The organism is Kribbella sp. NPDC050459 (assembly GCF_040655315.1).
GTDB lineage: Bacteria > Actinomycetota > Actinomycetes > Propionibacteriales > Kribbellaceae > Kribbella.
Genome location: NZ_JBFAJQ010000001.1, coordinates 1,130,817 through 1,147,415, shown reverse-complemented (window position 1 = coordinate 1,147,415; position 16,599 = coordinate 1,130,817). Strand labels below are relative to the sequence as shown.

Below are 16,599 nucleotides of genomic sequence, written 5' to 3'. Positions count from 1 at the left end.
AGGTCATCATGAGCCGATTCACCCTGCCCGCCGAGGACATCCTCCGGGCCCGCGAGAAGCTGGTACTCGACCACTTCCGCGACGAGGTCGCCCAGAACTGGGACGCGACGCTGTCGACCTTCCCGCATCCGCACTACGAGCTGATCGCGCAGATGACCGTGCACGACGGTGACGGCGAGGTTCGCGAGTACTACCACGACACCCGGATCGCGTTCCCCGACCAGGACCACGAGGTCATCGCGCTGCGCCATACCGTCGACGCGGTGGTCGTCGAGTTCTGGCTGCTGGGCACCCACCTCGGCCCGCTGGTCAAGATCCCGCCGACCGGCTCCACGCACCGCACCCGGATGACGGCGTACTTCATCTTCGACGAGAACGAACGCCTCGTCACCGAACGGATCTACTTCGACCAGCTGACCATCCTCAAGCAACTGCTCAGCGGGATCGACAAGCTGTCACCCGGCGGCCTGCTCACGCTCGGCCGTGCCGTCGTCGGCCTGCTCGCCATGACCGGTGCCGAACCCGATCCACGACTGCTCGACACCACCCCACCAGATCTCGGCGAAGGAGAACGACCATGCGCGCACTGATCGGCGGCCTCGGCCCCGACTGGAAGCTGCAGGACAAGGAGCTCCCGGCAATGCAGCTCGGCGCCGTTCGTGTCCGGATCGCCGCGGCCGCACTCAACCGGGCCGATCTGTACATGCTGGAAGGCACCTACAGCCCAGCCTCGAAGACCACCGACGTCTACGGCGCCGGTATGGAATTCGCAGGGACGGTCGAGATATCCAGCCCGGAGGCGCCCCACCTGCCGGCCGGCACCCGCGTCATGGGCGTGACACTCGGCGCCTTCGCCGACTACACCCTCTGCCACCCTGGCACCCTCCTGCGCATCCCGGACGACGTCTCCTTCGAGGAAGCAGCCGGCCTGCCGGTCGGACTCGCCACCGAACACGACGCGCTGGTCACCCAGGCGGGGTTCACGGCGGGCCACAGCGTTCTCATCACCGGCGGTACGACGGGAGTCGGGTTGCTCGGCATCCAACTCGCCAAGGCCCTCGGAGCGAGTCTCGTCATCGCAACCACGACCAGCGAGGGCAAACGCGCCGTACTGAAGGACGCCGGCGCTGACGTCACCGCCAACACCGCCACCGAGGACCTCGCGAAGACAGTGCTCGAAGCAACCGCGGGACGAGGCGTCGACATCACCCTCGACCACGTCGGGGGCGACCTGTTCGCTTTGTTGCCAGCCGCAACGAGTGTCGGAGGCACCATCGTCAGCATCGGGCGGCTGGCCGGCGCCACCGCAGCGGTCGATCTCGACAAGGTGGCCTTCCGCCGGCAGCGACTGATCGGAACGACGTTCAGCGTTCGTACCGCCGACGAAATTGCGGCCGTGTGCCGCGCGCTCGTACCCGAGGTCCTGGGGGCAGTCGAGGACGGCCGCATCGAGGGGCGCGTCGATCGGGTGTATGCCGCCGAGGACTTCGTCGCCGCCGCCGACCGCCTCCGCGCGAACGAGGCGCTCGGCAAGATCGTTCTTCGCTTCGCAGACCCGGACGCCGCACCCGGGCCGGCACCGCGGATCGCCAACTTCTTCGGCAGCATCGCCCAGCTCGGGTACGTCGTACGCGATGTCGAGGCGGCCATGCGGCACTGGATCGGCCTCGGTGTCGGGCCGTGGTTCTTCACCAAGGGAGTCCGGCTCGAGGACTTCAGCTACCGCGGCCGGCCGGCCTCCCCGGTCATCGACGTCGCCGTGGCCAACAGCGGTGATATCCAGCTCGAACTCATCCAGCAGGTCAACGACGAACCGTCCATGTACGTGGACTTCCTCGAAGCCGGTCACGAGGGACTGCAACACGTCGCCTACTGGACCACGAAGTACGACGACCTGCACGCGCGTGCGCTCGACGCCGGATTCACCGTCGGCCAGGAAGGATCCCTCGGCGGCCCACAGGGGAGGTTCTGCTACCTCGACACCGGCGATCAGCCCGGCACTGTCGTCGAGATCTCCGACGTCAGCGGCCCCAAGGCCGCACTGTTCGGGTATGTGAAGAAGGCAGCCTCCACCTGGGACGGCTCGCAACCCATCGTCGTCGTCGACCCCGCGATGCTGGCCGCGGCGAAGGACAACTGACATGCGAGTCCACCACCTCAACTGCGGGACGATGCGGCCGCCTGGCACGCCGGACGGCCTGATCTGCCACGTCCTCCTCCTCGAGACCGCCACTGGACTTGCCCTCGTGGACTCCGGATTCGGGCTCGCGGACGCCTTCGCTCCGGCCCGCCGCTTCGGTCCCGCACGGCACTTCGTCCGGCCGGTCTTCGATCCGGGAGAAACTGCGGTCCGCCAACTCCAATGGCTGGGCTTCGACCCGTACGACGTACGTCATGTCGTGCTGACCCATTTCGACGCCGACCATGCCGGCGGTCTTTCCGACTTCCCGTGGGCGCAGGTTCACTTGACCGCCGCGGAAGCCTTCGCGACCGGACGTCCCCGGACTCCGACCGAGAGAGGGCGTTACCGGCCGGCGCAACGGGAGCATCGGCCCCACTTGGTCGAACACACACCGGATCAGGCCGAGTCCTGGCGAGGCTTCCCCGGGGCCAAGGAACTCACCGCCATCTCGCCCGGCGTCGTACTGATCAACCTGCCAGGCCACACCCGCGGTCACGCCGCGATTGCCGTCGACGCAGGCGATCGATGGATCCTGCACGCCGGCGTCGCCTTCTACCACCGCGGACAGATCGACGGCACGGGCACGGCACCGCGCGCACTGACCACCATGGAACGCCTCCTCGCCCACGACTGGCGCAAAGTCCAGGGCAATCACCGACGACTCACCGATCTCTGGACCGCCGACGATCCAGGTCTCCTGCTGGTAAACGCCCATGACCCAGCTCTACTACCCAAGGAAGTCTCATGAAACTCACCGTCCTCGGCGCCACCGGGCAAACCGGACTCCTACTCGTCGAGCAAGCTCTCAGCGAAGGCCATCAGGTCACCGCCCTCGTCCGGCGCAAAGGCAACCTGCCCGACCACCCCAACCTGACCATCCGCCTCGGCGAACTCAACGACAGCGAAACCATGACCGATGCGATCACCGGCTCCGAAGCGGTCATCTCCTGCCTCGGCCCGGCACCGGGACGGTCCTCATCCCTCAAGAAGCACAGCCTGATGCGGACCGCCGTACCAGCCATCCTCGCGAGCATGACCGCTGCCGGTGTCTCCCGCCTGATCCTGCTGTCGGCGCTCGGCGTCGGCAACTCCGCGCGGATAACCAGCCCGGTTGCTCGCTTCGCCTACAAGACCGTCGCCAAGACCGCGTACGACGACAAGCAGGTCTCCGAGCGGTCGCTCACCACGTCCAACCTCGACTGGACCCTCGTCTACCCAGGCGTCCTCACCAACGCCCGAACCAAGAAGTCGGCCGTCGTCCGCGACCTCAGCACCATCACCAAGATCCCCGGCCTCCCCAAGGTCACCCGCAGCGCAGTAGCCGCAACCCTCCTCGACGTCGCCGCCAGCCCCGCATGGATCCACAAGACCGCCGTGATCACCAGCTAGGAAGCGAGCCCCCGGCCCTCAGTCTGTTGCCGGTGCTGGTGCTGGAGCAACGGCGGGAGGCGTTGCGGGGTTCGGTTGCGTCATCGACGGCGGAACCCTTCATGGGCCGGTACGGCGCCATTCAGCACCTGGTGTATCCGCACCGTGTCGAGCTGGCCTTCGGCGCTCTTGATAGCCCCGTCAAGGGTTCGGCCCGATCCAGATTTGCTCGTAGCGGTGCCGGCACCGGTCGTGCGCGGGGTGGTCCGGTGCTGACGACTCCACGGCCATCAGGGCGAGCAGTTCTCAGCATCTCGGGCCGGCCGACGTTGCGGCGTACGTACTGCAGTACGGCGTACACCGCGCCCTATTCCTAACTATCGGCCTGGAACGAGTCCCGCGTGCGCAGAATCGGCATTTTCGAGGACCGCGGCCAGCAGTGCGCTCGTGCTGGGGAGGTGGTGGACGCTGGTCAGACTGAGGTCGAGCTGCTTCGCGATCTCTCGCAACTAGCCGGCGCGGTACCGAACTCGCCCTGTACGCCATCGTCGGGCTGGGTCGACTGCAGCCGCCACCGTCCCTCTCCTGGCCGAGCTGGTCAGCGGCCAATTCGTTCCTCGACGCAACATCCATCAACCGATCATCGCGGACGCTGGTAACGCGCTGGCCGGGCCGGCTGGCGGGTCAGTGCCTCAGATGGGCCTTTGATGCTCGAGCGAGGCGGGTGGCGATGGGGCCGATGATGTCGTGGAGCTCTGCCGGTTCTTCGATGTCGAAGTCGAAGCCGAGCAGTGCGACCCAGACCGCCAGCTGTTCGAGGGACGGCGAGCCGACGATCAACCGGCAGGTGCGGTCGTCGATCGGCTCCACCACAGCCGCGGTCGGCGGGACCACCTCCTGCACGTTCGCCGCCGGAGCGTGCAGGAGGAAGCGGCCGTGAACGCGGTAGACCGACGTCGAAATGCTGGTCGACGTCAGTCGCGCGACATCCTCGTCGGACAGTTCGCGGGGCGTGAAGCGCGGTCCGGTCGGGACACGCGGAGACATCCGGTCGACGCGGAAGGTGCGCCAGTCGTCGCGATCGACGTCCCACGCAACGAGATACCAGCGGCGGCCGGTGTGGACGAGCCGGTGCGGCTCGGTGGTGCGGATGGTTGACGTGGCCGCCTGGTCCCGATAGTCGAAGCGCAGCCGCTGATGGTCCCGGCAGACCGCAGCGATCGCGGTCAGTACCTCCGGGTCGACGGTGGGCGCGCCACCCGCCAGCGGAACGGTCATCTGCTGCAGGGCGCGCACCCGGTGCCGAAGTCGCGACGGCAGAACCTGCTCGAGCTTGGCCAGCGCCCGCAGCGACGTGTCCGCGATGCCCGCCACGGTGCCCCCGGCGGCAGTGCGCAGACCGACCGCGATCGCCACGGCCTCATCGTCGTCCAACAACAGCGGCGGCAGTTGCGCACCCGCACCCAGCCGGTAGCCGCCGGCAACACCGAGCGTCGCGTTCACCGGATAGCCGAGGCCGCGGAGCTTGTCGACGTCGCGGCGCACCGTCCGCACTGTCACGCCGAGCCGCTCCGCGAGCTGTTCGCCGGTCCAGTCTCGCTGCGACTGCAGCAGCGCCAGCAGCTTGAGCAGTCTTCCGGAGGTCTCCAGCATGACCTGAATTCTGTCACCGAAAGAGGACCGAAGCTGTCCTGTTTCGATTCTAGAGTCAAGACATGGACATCACCACGGACATCCGCCCCTTCCGCATCGACATCCCCCAGGCCGACATCGACGACCTGCGCGCCCGGCTCACCCGAGCCCGCTGGGCCGACGACCTGCCCGGCGCCGGCTGGGAGCGCGGCGTGCCGGCGTCGTACCTGAAGCAACTCGCGGACTACTGGGCGACGTCGTACGACTGGCGCAAGCACGAGGCCGAACTCAACAGCCACCCGCAGTTCACCACCACCATCGACGGCGAAGACATCCACTTCCTCCATGTCCGCTCGGCCGTCGAGAACGCGACTCCCCTGCTGCTCGTCCACGGCTGGCCGGGCTCGGTCGTCGAGTTCATCGACCTGATCGGCCCGCTGACCGACCCGGTTGCCCACGGCGGCAACGAGGCCGACGCCTTCCACCTGGTCATCCCCTCGCACCCCGGCCACGGCTTCTCCGGACCGATCTCCCACACCGGCTGGACCGACACACGCACCGCCGCCGCCTTCGCCGAACTGATGAAGCGCCTCGGCTACGACCGGTACGCCGCCCAGGGTGGCGACGTCGGCGCGTTCATCCTCCCCGCCCTCGGGCGACTCGCCGCGGACAGAATGATCGGCATCCACCTCAACGCCCATGTCACATTCCCCACCGGCGATCCCGCAGACATGGCCGCGCTCACCGAGTCCGAGCGCGTACGGCTCGCCGCGTTCAAGGACTTTCAGGACGACAAGTCCGGCTACATGCAGGTCCAGGGCACCCGGCCGCTCACGGTGTCGTACGGGTTGATGGACTCCCCGATCGCCCAACTGGCCTGGATCACGGAGAAGTTCAAGGACTGGACCGACCCAACGGCCGAACTCCCCGACGACGCGGTCGATCGCGACCGGCTGCTGACCAACATCAGCATCTACTGGTTCACCGGTACGGCGCTCTCCTCGGCCAACTCCTACTACGAACGGTTCCACGACGCGGCCGCCTGGGCCCCGAAGGAGCCCTCGACGGTACCGACGGCCGTCGCGGTCTTCACCACCGATGTGGCGATCCGCCGCTTCGCCGAGAAGACCGACACCATCGTGCGCTGGACCGAGTTCGACCGCGGCGGTCACTTCGCCGCCATGGAAGCCCCCGACCTGCTCCTCGGCGACCTCCGCGCCTTCATCCGCTCGCTGACGTAGTCGACGAGCAGCCGTCGCCGACGGCGTCAGCTGAGGGGTACGACCCGGCGCCAGCCGTCGAAGACAAGCGTGGGTGTCATGCCGACGGACAGGTAGAGGTCCAGGGCCGGGGTCGGGTTGTTGGTGTCTACATGGAGGATCGTGCCGGTCCGCCCGGCCGCCGTATCCCCTGCGAACGCGTCACGCAGCAGGAACTTCGCCAGTCCCCTCCCCCGGAACCCTTCGACGACGCCGAGCATGCCGACGCAGCCGCAGTTCTCGGCCTCGACGAACTCGTCACTGCAAACGCGCACAGCCACCGCCCGCCCGTCGACCTCGAGCACCGTCATCTGGGACCAGGCAAACGTTGAACTCGCCTCGAGTGCCTCGATCCACTCGCTGTGCGGGCGAGGCACGAAGCCGAACTGGCCGCGGAAGCTGTCGATGATGACCTCGTGAGCTGTCCAGCGTGCGGCGTCGTCGAACGCCCCGCGGCGTACCACGACGCCCGTGGGTCGGTTCGGGGTAGCGACCGGTCCGGTGTGGTCGAGCCTCATCCGGTGGTACGTCGTACCGGCGGTGAAGTCGTGGTCGACCAGCAGAGCGCCCAGCGAGGCATCGGCGCGGTAGGCCCACACATCGACAGTGATCTCGGTGTGGCCGCGCTCGCGTCCCATCTCCCGGGCGCGGCGCATCGTCTGTCCGAGTAGCCGGGCGGCGACCGTGGGCTCCTGCGATACCGTCTCGATCTCGACCGTCTGACGGTCGCCCTTGCCGAACGCTGTCCCGTACCCCACCGGCAGGCCGTCCGCAGCGAGCACGAGCCAGCCGTCGGTCACGCGGTCGAAGCCGGGCTCCACAAGGCCGTCGGCGACTTCGTCCAGCACGCAGTCGGCGAATCCGACGATCGCAGTGTTGTAGGCCGAGAGCAAGCCGAAGATCGACTCCGCATCACCAGGCTCAGGAGGACGAACGGTGTAACCGTCAGGCAGTACGACGGCGGTCTTCATGACTCACCCGCAGCCACACGGGGTCGATCGGTGAGTGCGGCTGGCGGTCGGTCGTTGCGGGTTGCTACGTTGCGGCCGTGACCATGTGGGCCGCGAGGCTGGCGTGAAGGCTGTTGTTTACGACCGGTACGGCATGCCTGGCGTGCTGCGGGTCGAGGACGTCCCGATGCCCTCGGCCGGCCCCGGTCAGGTGCGAGTCAGGATCGTCGCGACCTCCGTCAACCTGAGCGACTGGGAGTGCCTGCGCGGATCGCCTGCCTACGCGCGGGTGGGCGGGTTGCGGATCCCGGCTCGCCGTATTCTCGGATCGGACATCGCCGGCGTGGTGGACGACATAGGCGATGGAGTGACGCGCTTTCGGCCCGGCGACGAGGTGTACGGCGACAACCGCGGGCTCAAGGGCGGCTTCGCGGAGTACGGGATAGCACCCGAGTACGCGCTCTCCCACAAACCTGCTCAGCTCACCTTCGCGGAGGCCTCGACCATCCCGCAGGCGGGAGCGATCGCGCTGCAGGGCACCAAGGGGGCCGCAGCAGGTCGTCGGATACTGATCAACGGCGCCGGAGGCGGGTCGGGGGCATTCGCGATTCAGCTCGCCAAACGACTCGGCGCGCACGTCACCGGTGTCGACAACGGCGCCAAGCTCGACTTCATGCGGTCGGTCGGCGCCGACGACGTGATCGACTACCGCCACCACGACTTCACCAGGACGTCCGATCCGTACGACCTCATCCTGGACCTGGTCGCGCACCGGTCGGTGTTCGCTTACCGGCGTGCCCTGGCGCGTGGCGGGAAGTACCGGTGCGTTGGTGGGTCGGCGCCGACCCTGTTGCGCGTCCTCACCGCCGGATGGCTGGTCGGCCACCTCACCGGCCGCGCCATCGGCGTCCTCGCCGTCAAAGAGGGGCCGGCTCATTTCCAGCCACTCGCCGAACTCTGCGCGACGCGACAGGTGACCATCCACATCGACCGCACTTTCAGGCTCGACGAGGTCCCCACCGCGCTCGCCCGCGTGGGCCAGGGCCGCGCCCTCGGCAAAGTGGTCATCAGCCTCGCCTGACAACCACAACCTCACTTCGCCGTCCGGCCTACAGCCGACCAGACCAGTTCACTAGTCACCTCAGTGGATCAGCCACCGCGGGGTGCGAAGCCGCTGCACTGCCGTCGAGCTCGAAGCGTGTGGTTAAGGTCCGTGTTCGTCCTCGGACACCAACGCTAAAGCCACGCAGAGCGGGGCTCATGGCGACTTCAGCTGATCTCGTCTCGTGGTTGTAACTCACTTGCAGACCGAGCGCTTCGTACAACGCTCGCATGTCGCTAGCGTCGGTCTGATCGAGGGCCGCCGTCATGTCGCCCAGCTCCTCGACCATCTTGCGGATGTCCTCGGCCGATACCCGCTCCGGCACCTTCAACGCGCCGAGCTCGGCCTCCGCGGACCGCTTCTCGGCCGCCGGCGCGTTGTGGCGGGGCCGACAACACCGCCGCCAAGCGGGTCCTCCACTGGTACCCGTCGTTGCGTCGGTGTTTCGAGGCGGAGCTGGCTGCGGACGGATCTGTCGAGTAGCCGAGGATGCCACGCCGGGTCGGCACAACCTGTGGGTAGTCCGCCCCACGGTTGTGCCGACCCGGCGGTCTAGAGGGATGCCGCCGAAGGCTGCGTGGACGCGGTCAGGTCCGCGAGAACTCCGCGATAGGCCTTCTCGAAGCCGGCGATGCCGTTGTCCTCGAGCACGCGTCCCACGGCGGTCATGTCGATTCCGAGAGCCGCCAGTCGCTCCATGATCTCAGCGGCCTCCGGCACGCCGTTGTCGACGGTACGAGCGATCGTGCCGTGATCCTCGAAGGCCTCGATGGTTGCCTCGGGCAAAGTCGTGACGGTCTCCGGGCCGATGAGTTGCTCGACATAGCGGGTGTCGCGATCCGCCGGGTTCTTGGTGGACGTCGAGGCCCACAGCGGCCGCTGGACATCCGCGCCCAGGACGGCGAGCCGGTGCCAGCGTCTGGTGGAGAACCGCTCGGTGAACATCCGGTAGGCGAGCCTGGCCTGCGCGACCGCCGCCTGGCCGCGCAAGGCGAGCGCCTCGTCGGTACCTAGCGCCTCGAGTCGCTGGTCGACTTCGACGTCCACCCGGCTGACGAAAAACGAGGCGACGCTGCTGACAGTCGAGGGATCACCGCCGTTCGCGCTGAACTTCTCCAACCCGGACAGGTACGCCTCAATGATCTCGGCGTACCTGGACAGGGAGAACAGCAGCGTGACATTGATGCTGGCGCCCTCGGCAGTCAACGTTTCGACGGCGGACACGCCTTCCGCAGTTGCGGGAATCTTGACGAGCAGATTGGGCTGGGCCAGGCGATCGTGCAACCACCGCACGGCGGCGATCGTGCCGGGCGCATCGTGGGCCACCTCGGGAGACACCTCCACAGAGACGAACCCGTCAGCGCAGTCACCCGCGTCGAAGACCGGTCGCAGGATGGTGAGGGCCTGGTCGGTGTCGGAGATCACCAACTCCCAGTAGGCCTCCTCCACCGACTTGCCGGCCGCCGTCAGCGCGGCGAACTGTTCGTCGTAGTCGTGGGAGCCGGTGATACTCCGAGCGAAGATCGTCGGGTTCGCGGTGACACCCCGGATCCCGTTGTCGACCATTCGTGCCAGGGTTCCGTCACGCAGGGCGGCGCGGGTGAGGTTGTCCAGCCAGGGACTCTGCCCGCAGTAGCTGTAGAGATGTTCCAGCTTGGTCATGGCGTTCTCGATCTTCCCCGGCCAACGCCGGAGTCGTAGTCGTCTATTTTTCCATGTCGTGGAGCAGGTCGTCCCAGTCGATGCGGGCGCGGCCTGCCGCGCCGTCGCCCACGACGAACCGGCTGGGGTCTCCAGCTGCTCGAGGTCCAGAAGCGAGCCACGCCGCCATACCGTTGGTGGTACGGCGCTCGATCTCGTCGAGATACGCCCGGCGCTCGTCGACGATCCGCAGCCGCTGCGCCGGTGAGCCGGCCTTTTGCAGAGCGGAGAAGCTGGCCCGCCAGGCCAGGCAGAGCGCTTCGTCGCTGAGGGCGTCAGGCGCACTGTGAGGCCTCATGTCCGAGTCTGGTCCGGTCCTCGTCATCGGCAGTACCGCAGGCTCCGCGGCTCGGTCGGCGCGGTCCGGGTGGTGAGGTTTCGGTGACGCGGCGTCGAGATGGCCTTGTTCGGTGAGCCAGCGCACGCACTGGATCGCATACGGCGATCCGCCCACGACGATAACCGCCAGCAATACCGCGGTGGGGGCGCCCAGCAAGGTGCCCAGGCCAATGAACGAAAGCGTGCCCGCGGCGCTGAGGGCTGCGCTGCGGCCGATGATGCGTCGTCGCTCCAACGTAGGCCTGGGCGGTTCGTCCGGGTTCGCCAAGACGACCATGGCCACCACTCCACCCATGAGGGCAGCGAGGGCAACCAGCAGCGCGACGTTCGAGAGTGACCAAGTGAACGCCATGACGGCTCCCGCGACGCCCAGCACACTACTGAAAACCAGCCAGAGGACTCGATAGGCTTTCATGGCGCTTTCGCCTGCGTCGTAGCGCTGGTTCGGAGGACGACTGGTTGGTCCACGACAACCTCCTTGTTTCGTGCAGTCCCAACCTTGCATCCGACGACGAACAACTTGTACGGTGCCGACCGGCGAACTGCGGTCGTTCTCATCGCCGACGTCCGGCAACCAGGGGCTCCCGCACGAGGGCACGATGCCTCCTGTCAGGAACGCGCCTCGGCGCGGTGAGGGAACTCACTCCCGGGCCAGTCGAGCAGTCGTGCACCGAGCCCCGTTCCGCGGCGCGACGCCCGAGCTCCCGGACGATCGCCAGCTCGTGTTCACGAGGCTGTGGTACTCGACCAGCAGTTCCAGCGGTGCCTGGGAGTCTCCGGCGGCCGCCTGCACGATCGCCGTCAACCACGCTTCGTCCGCGCTGCTCGCGGCGGAACCCGGCCACGGCGGCCCACCGGATCCGCTCATTGCACTCCCCCGAGCCCGGCCGCACACAGGTACTGAGCCATGCGCATTCTTGCCGGACGTCGGCCATCAGGACGATCGCAGGTTCGCCGATCACCGCACTACCTGTCGCAGCGCTGGAACGGCACAGTCGAAATCGCAGGTACCGGACAGCTGAATCGGAGCGGCGACGATGACGAAGGCAATCGCAGTGAACAATCGGCGTCGTCGACCGGTTCTCGTCGGGATCGACGGGTCGGTGTCGGCGCAGGGCGCGCTGTCCTGGGCCGCTGCCGAGGCGGCGTCGCGACACTGCCCTCTGCACATCGTGCACGCCTTCAGCTGGCCGGTGATCGGCAACGCCCTGGAGATGGGCTTCACCGTGGACACGAACCTCGGCCTCCGGTCGGCCGCCGAGTGGGTCCTCGCCGAGGCGGCGGCGCGGGCACGCGAACTGGCCCCTGATATCAAGGTCACGACTGCCCTGATCGCCGGTCCCGCCACGTCGACGCTGCTCAGCGAAGCGCAGGATGCCGATCTGGTGGTCGTCGGAGGCCGGGGTGTCGGTGGCTTCCGCGGACTGCTCGTTGGGTCGGTGAGCGCCACCATCGCAGCCCACGCCCCGTGCCCGGTGGTCGTCGTTCACCCGCATGCACACGGTACGGCGTTCTCCGCCTCACCGACCGGGCAGATCGTGGTCGGCGTCGACGGCTCGGAGCTCTCGGCCGCGGCACTCCGCTTCGCCTTCCAGCAGGCGGTGCGCCGGCGGATCGGCGTCACCGCCGTACACGCCGCGAGGCCGGCTCGACGCGACGCGGCACTCTGCGTTCCCCCCGAGATCGTCGACCAGGTCGAGCGGCAACTGTTCGCCGAAGCGATGCAGAGCAAACGCGTTCTCGTCCCGGGCATCGACGTACGCACGAAGCTCATGCACGGGCACCCCGCACAGGCACTGATCGACGCATCGGCCGCCGCGGAAATGGTCGTGGTCGGGTCGCGCGGCCGCGGTGGCTTCGCCGGCATGTTGCTGGGTTCGGTCAGCCAGGCCGTGCTGCAACACGCCACCTGCCCCGTCGCTGTCGTCCGGCCGTACAGCCCGCCGTCGGTCGTCGCGCCTTCCCCTGGGCGTCTTCGGCTGGCGGCGGCCACGGCTCGCGACGGAAGCTCGGACCTGAAGGAGCTCTCGTGACACCGACACCACAGGGCCTTCCGGAAAGCCTCGGTCTGCACAGCCAGCTGCTCGATCTGGACCCGTCCGAGACCCAGGAGTGGCTGGAATCGCTCGACCAGGTGGTCGACCACGCCGGGCAGAACAGGGCCCGGTACCTGCTGCTCAGCATCCTGCAACGCGCGCGTGACCGGCGCGTGGGCGTCGCGAATCTGCGCGGTACCGACTACATCAACACGATCGCTCCCGCTGCCGAGCCCGAGTTCCCGGGCGACGAACACATCGAGCGGCGAATCCGGGCCTACAACCGCTGGAACGCCGCCGTCATGGTCCATCGTGCGCAGCGACCCGGCGTCGGCGTCGGCGGGCACATCTCCACCTACGCGTCCGCGGCGGCGCTGTTCGAGGTCGGGTTCAACCACTTCTTCCACGGCTCCGAAGCACCTGGAGGCAGCGACCAGATCTACTTCCAGGGACACGCCTCTCCCGGCATCTATGCGCGAGCGTTCCTGGAAGGCCGGCTCAGCGGTGACCAGCTCGACGGGTTCCGACAGGAACTGTCCCACGGCGGTCTCGGCGGCGGATTGCCTTCGTACCCGCATCCGCGGCTGATGCCGGACTTCTGGGAGTTCCCGACCGTGTCGATGGGACTCGGGCCGATCAACGCGATCTACCAGGCCCGCTTCAACCGCTACTTGTACAACCGCGGCCTCAAGGACACCAGTCGGCAGCGCGTCTGGGCGTTCCTCGGCGACGGCGAGATGGACGAACCCGAGGCCCTCGGCGCCATCGGGGTCGCCGCCCGCGAGGAGCTCGACAACCTCACGTTCGTCGTCAACTGCAACCTGCAGCGCCTCGACGGCCCCGTGCGGGGCAACGGCAAGATCATCCAGGAACTGGAGTCGTACTTCCGCGGCGCCGGCTGGAACGTCATCAAGGTGATCTGGGGCCGCGAGTGGGATCCGCTGCTGGCCAACGACACCGACGGCGCGCTTCTCAACCTGATGAACACCACGCCGGACGGGGACTTCCAGACCTATAAGGCCGAGTCCGGCGCGTTCGTCCGGGAGCACTTCTTCGGCCGCGACCCCCGCACCGCCGCCATGGTCGAGCATCTGTCCGACAACGAGATCTGGAATCTCAAACGCGGCGGGCACGACTACCGCAAGCTGTACGCCGCATACCGGGCCGCAACCGAACACACCGGGCAGCCGACGGTGATCCTGGCCAAAACCATCAAGGGCTGGACACTGGGGTCCCACTTCGAGGGCCGCAACTCCACCCATCAGATGAAGAAGCTGACTCTCGAAGATCTCAAGGCCTTCCGGGACCGGTTGTTCCTCGACATTCCCGACTCGGCGCTGGATGCGGTCAAGCCACCGTATTACCGACCGCCGCAGAACTCGCCGGAGCTCGAGTATCTGCACGAGCGGCGCCGCGCACTGGGCGGTTACCTACCGGCCCGCAGAGTCAGCAGTACGCCGCTTGCGCTGCCCGCCGAGGCGGCTTACGCGGTCGCGCGCCGTGGCTCGGGACGGCAAGCGGTCGCGACCACGATGGCGTTCGTCCGTCTGCTCAAGGACCTGATGAAAGACCCTCAGATGGGTCACCGGTTCGTGCCGATCATCCCCGACGAGGCCCGAACGTTCGGGCTGGACTCCCTGTTCCCGTCCAAGAAGATCTACTCACCGCACGGACAGACCTACCTGTCGGTCGACCGCGACCAGATGCTCAGCTACCAGGAGGACATCCACGGCGTCCTCCTGCACGAGGGCATCACCGAGGCCGGTTGCGCCGCGTCCTGGACCGCGGCCGGCACGTCGTACGCGACCCACGGCGAGCCGATGATCCCGCTCTACATCTTCTATTCGATGTTCGGGTTCCAGCGCACCGGCGACCAACTCTGGGCCGCGGCCGATCAGATGACCCGCGGGTTCCTCCTCGGGGCCACCGCCGGCCGCACTACTCTCAACGGCGAAGGTCTTCAGCACCAGGACGGCCACTCGTTGCTACTGGCATCGACCAACCCCGCCTGTGTCGCCTACGACGCCGCCTATGCCTTCGAACTCGGCCACATCACCGCCGACGCGCTGCGGCGGATGTACGGCGTACCACGGCCGGGCGAGGACCAGAACGTGTTCTACTACCTCACCCTGTACAACGAACCGATCCCGCAACCGGCCGAGCCCGATCACGTCGACGTCGACGGGATCCTCGCCGGTATGCACCGCTACTCCCCCGCCCCGGACGGCGACGGGCCGAAGGCGCAGATCCTTGCCTCCGGCATCGCCGTGCCCTGGGCGCTGGAAGCGCAACGCCTCCTGCACGACGATTGGCGGGTGCAGGCCGACGTCTGGTCGGTGACGTCCTGGACGCAACTACGTCGAGACGCTCTGGCCGTCGAGGACTGGAATCTGTCACATCCTGACCAGGCTCCCCGCATTCCGTACGTCACGGAGCGGCTCGGCGAGACTGTCGGCCCCGTGCTGGCGGTCTCGGACTGGATGCGCGCGGTTCCTGACCAGATCGCCTCGTTCGTTCTCAGCCCGTGGGCGTCGCTCGGCACCGACGGATTCGGCCACTCCGACACCCGAGCAGCGCTCCGCCGCCACTTCGAGATCGACGCGCAGGCGATCGTCGTACGGACGCTGCAGCAACTGGCCGACTGCGGAGAAGTGGACGAGTCGGTCCCAGGGTCGGCCAGAACGACCTACCTGACCGCGCAGGAGTAGGCGGTCACGGAACACCCAGCAGCACAGCGGCGCTACGAAGGAGCAGATCATGAGCACTGAAGGGCACACCGCCCACACACCAAGCCGGGAGACACTGTCCGATCCGGCCTACCAGGCCTTCGTGGTCCTGCGAACCGGCGTCGCCGTCGCCCTGATCCCCCGGTACGGCGCGTTGCTCGTCGCAGCCTGGCTCGCGGGCATCATCCTGAATCTGCTGACGCTCTCGGGCTTCTACGACGTCGCCCTGCGCGACTTCGGCCTCCTGGTCGCCGCCGTTGCGCTCGCTCGCCTCGCCGCCAAATACGCGCCGGTCTCAACGGAGAAGAAGAAGTGATCGTCCTGTACGTACTGCTCACAGCCGTGGCTGTCGGCCTGATCGCCGCGGCGTCGTGTGTCCGCGTGGTCAAGCAGTTCGAACGTGGCGTCGTGTATCGGTTCGGCCGGGTGCGTGCCGAGGTCCGCCCGCCCGGTCTCGCCTTGCTGGTGCCGATCGCCGACCGGCTGCAGAAGGTCAACATGCAGATCATCACGATGCCGGTCCCCGCGCAGGACGGCATCACCCGCGACAACGTGACGGTTCGAGTCGACGCTGTCGTCTACTTCAACGTAGTCGATCCGGTACGCGCGGCCGTCGACGTCGAGGACTACATCTCGGCTATCGGCCAGGTTGCACAGACGTCGCTGCGCTCGATCATCGGCAAGAGCGAACTGGACGACCTGCTGTCCAACCGGGAGCGCCTCAACCAGGGCATGGAACTGATGATCGACAGCCCGGCACTGGACTGGGGCGTGCACATCGAACGAGTAGAAATCAAGGACGTCGCGCTGCCGGAGACGATGAAGCGATCCATGTCCCGCCAGGCCGAGGCCGAACGCGAGCGCCGGGCCCGCATCATCACCGCGGACGGCGAGTTGCAGGCCTCGGAGAAGCTGGGCCAAGCCGCCGAGGTGATGACTGAGCATCCGGCGGCACTGCAACTCCGTCTGCTCCAGACCGTCGTCGAGGTCGCCGCGGAGAAGAACTCCACGCTGGTGCTGCCCTTCCCCGTCGAACTGCTCCGGTTTCTCGAGAGATCCACACCGGCCGAGAGCCCTCAGCCCGCTACTGCCGAGGATTCCGCGAACGCGGTCACCTCGTCCGAGCTGCCGAACGGTCGCGAGATCGCGCAGTCATCACCGGACGCGGAGCCTGGCTCCTCAGGACGGCTGCAGTCGACCGGTCGCAGCGCGCCGTTGCCGGGGATCGGCAACGGTGCGACCGCCGGTGCAGTTATGTCGTAACGCGATATACTTGAGTCAGTGCTGGGCTCTCCCGGTGAACC

16 protein-coding genes are annotated in these 16,599 nt (G+C 67.5%); 10 read left to right on the top strand and 6 right to left on the bottom strand.

All coding sequences use genetic code 11. From position 1 onward, the window contains the following. Nucleotides 1–8: 8 nt before the first annotated feature. The 4 genes from AB0I12_RS05230 to AB0I12_RS05215 are packed head-to-tail and all read left to right on the top strand — an operon-like array spanning nt 9 to nt 3,571. Nucleotides 9–590, top strand: coding sequence for an ester cyclase (locus AB0I12_RS05230; RefSeq protein ID WP_359924791.1), 582 nt, complete (start codon nt 9–11; stop codon nt 588–590). Continuing rightward, nucleotides 578–2,140, top strand: a complete 1,563-nt coding sequence (locus AB0I12_RS05225) for a zinc-binding dehydrogenase (RefSeq protein WP_359924789.1) — start codon at nt 578–580, stop codon at nt 2,138–2,140. The genes AB0I12_RS05230 and AB0I12_RS05225 overlap by 13 nt, the downstream gene beginning before the upstream one ends. Before the next feature lies 1 nt (nt 2,141). Then, complete coding sequence (locus tag AB0I12_RS05220; RefSeq protein WP_359924786.1) at nt 2,142–2,930, top strand: MBL fold metallo-hydrolase; 789 nt, start codon at nt 2,142–2,144, stop codon at nt 2,928–2,930. Then, on the top strand, nt 2,927–3,571 hold the full coding sequence (locus tag AB0I12_RS05215) for an NAD(P)-binding oxidoreductase (RefSeq protein WP_359924784.1): 645 nt from the start codon (nt 2,927–2,929) through the stop codon (nt 3,569–3,571). Before AB0I12_RS05220 ends, AB0I12_RS05215 begins: the two co-directional genes overlap by 4 nt. Nucleotides 3,572–4,234: 663 nt before the next feature. Here the strand turns inward: AB0I12_RS05215 and AB0I12_RS05210 are convergent. After that, nucleotides 4,235–5,203 (bottom strand): YafY family protein, encoded by a 969-nt coding sequence (locus AB0I12_RS05210; protein ID WP_359924781.1) that lies wholly within the window; start codon nt 5,201–5,203, stop codon nt 4,235–4,237. 62 nt (nt 5,204–5,265) lie between these two features. On the opposite strand from AB0I12_RS05210, the gene AB0I12_RS05205 reads away from it, so the two are divergent. After that, nucleotides 5,266–6,423, top strand: a complete 1,158-nt coding sequence (locus AB0I12_RS05205; RefSeq protein WP_359924779.1) for an epoxide hydrolase family protein — start codon at nt 5,266–5,268, stop codon at nt 6,421–6,423. 26 nt (nt 6,424–6,449) lie between these two features. Here AB0I12_RS05205 and AB0I12_RS05200 read toward each other — a convergent pair whose 3' ends face one another. After that, complete coding sequence (locus AB0I12_RS05200; protein WP_359924776.1) at nt 6,450–7,412, bottom strand: GNAT family N-acetyltransferase; 963 nt, start codon at nt 7,410–7,412, stop codon at nt 6,450–6,452. 34 nt (nt 7,413–7,446) lie between these two features. On the opposite strand from AB0I12_RS05200, the gene AB0I12_RS05195 reads away from it, so the two are divergent. Then, nucleotides 7,447–8,472, top strand: a complete 1,026-nt coding sequence (locus AB0I12_RS05195) for an NAD(P)-dependent alcohol dehydrogenase (RefSeq protein WP_359924773.1) — start codon at nt 7,447–7,449, stop codon at nt 8,470–8,472. A 55-nt stretch (nt 8,473–8,527) separates the two neighbouring features. On the opposite strand, the gene AB0I12_RS05190 is transcribed toward AB0I12_RS05195, so the two are convergent. The 4 genes from AB0I12_RS05190 to AB0I12_RS05175 all read right to left on the bottom strand — a co-directional run bounded on the left by AB0I12_RS05190 (nt 8,528) and on the right by AB0I12_RS05175 (nt 11,401). Continuing rightward, entirely contained in the window at nt 8,528–8,824 is a 297-nt protein-coding gene (locus tag AB0I12_RS05190) for a hypothetical protein (protein ID WP_359924771.1), read from the bottom strand. 221 nt (nt 8,825–9,045) lie between these two features. Further along, nucleotides 9,046–10,155, bottom strand: coding sequence for a transaldolase (gene tal / locus AB0I12_RS05185; RefSeq protein WP_359924768.1), 1,110 nt, complete (start codon nt 10,153–10,155; stop codon nt 9,046–9,048). A 43-nt stretch (nt 10,156–10,198) separates the two neighbouring features. Next, entirely contained in the window at nt 10,199–11,107 is a 909-nt protein-coding gene (locus AB0I12_RS05180) for a hypothetical protein (protein WP_359924765.1), read from the bottom strand. A gap of 66 nt (nt 11,108–11,173) precedes the next feature. Next, the gene (locus AB0I12_RS05175; RefSeq protein WP_359924763.1) at nt 11,174–11,401 is read right to left on the bottom strand and encodes a hypothetical protein; all 228 of its coding nucleotides are present in this window, start codon (nt 11,399–11,401) and stop codon (nt 11,174–11,176) included. Nucleotides 11,402–11,570: 169 nt separating this feature from the next. Between AB0I12_RS05175 and AB0I12_RS05170 the strand changes: the two genes are divergently transcribed. The 4 genes from AB0I12_RS05170 to AB0I12_RS05155 are packed head-to-tail and all read left to right on the top strand — an operon-like array spanning nt 11,571 to nt 16,558. Next, nucleotides 11,571–12,566, top strand: coding sequence for a universal stress protein (locus AB0I12_RS05170; protein ID WP_359924761.1), 996 nt, complete (start codon nt 11,571–11,573; stop codon nt 12,564–12,566). Continuing rightward, nucleotides 12,563–15,277: a pyruvate dehydrogenase (acetyl-transferring), homodimeric type gene (aceE, locus tag AB0I12_RS05165; protein WP_359924758.1), complete on the top strand. Its 2,715-nt coding sequence runs from the start codon at nt 12,563–12,565 to the stop codon at nt 15,275–15,277. Before AB0I12_RS05170 ends, aceE begins: the two co-directional genes overlap by 4 nt. A gap of 49 nt (nt 15,278–15,326) precedes the next feature. Then, nucleotides 15,327–15,611: a hypothetical protein gene (locus AB0I12_RS05160; RefSeq protein ID WP_359924755.1), complete on the top strand. Its 285-nt coding sequence runs from the start codon at nt 15,327–15,329 to the stop codon at nt 15,609–15,611. Next, the gene (locus tag AB0I12_RS05155; protein ID WP_359924753.1) at nt 15,608–16,558 is read left to right on the top strand and encodes a slipin family protein; all 951 of its coding nucleotides are present in this window, start codon (nt 15,608–15,610) and stop codon (nt 16,556–16,558) included. The genes AB0I12_RS05160 and AB0I12_RS05155 overlap by 4 nt, the downstream gene beginning before the upstream one ends. Nucleotides 16,559–16,599 lie beyond the last annotated feature (41 nt).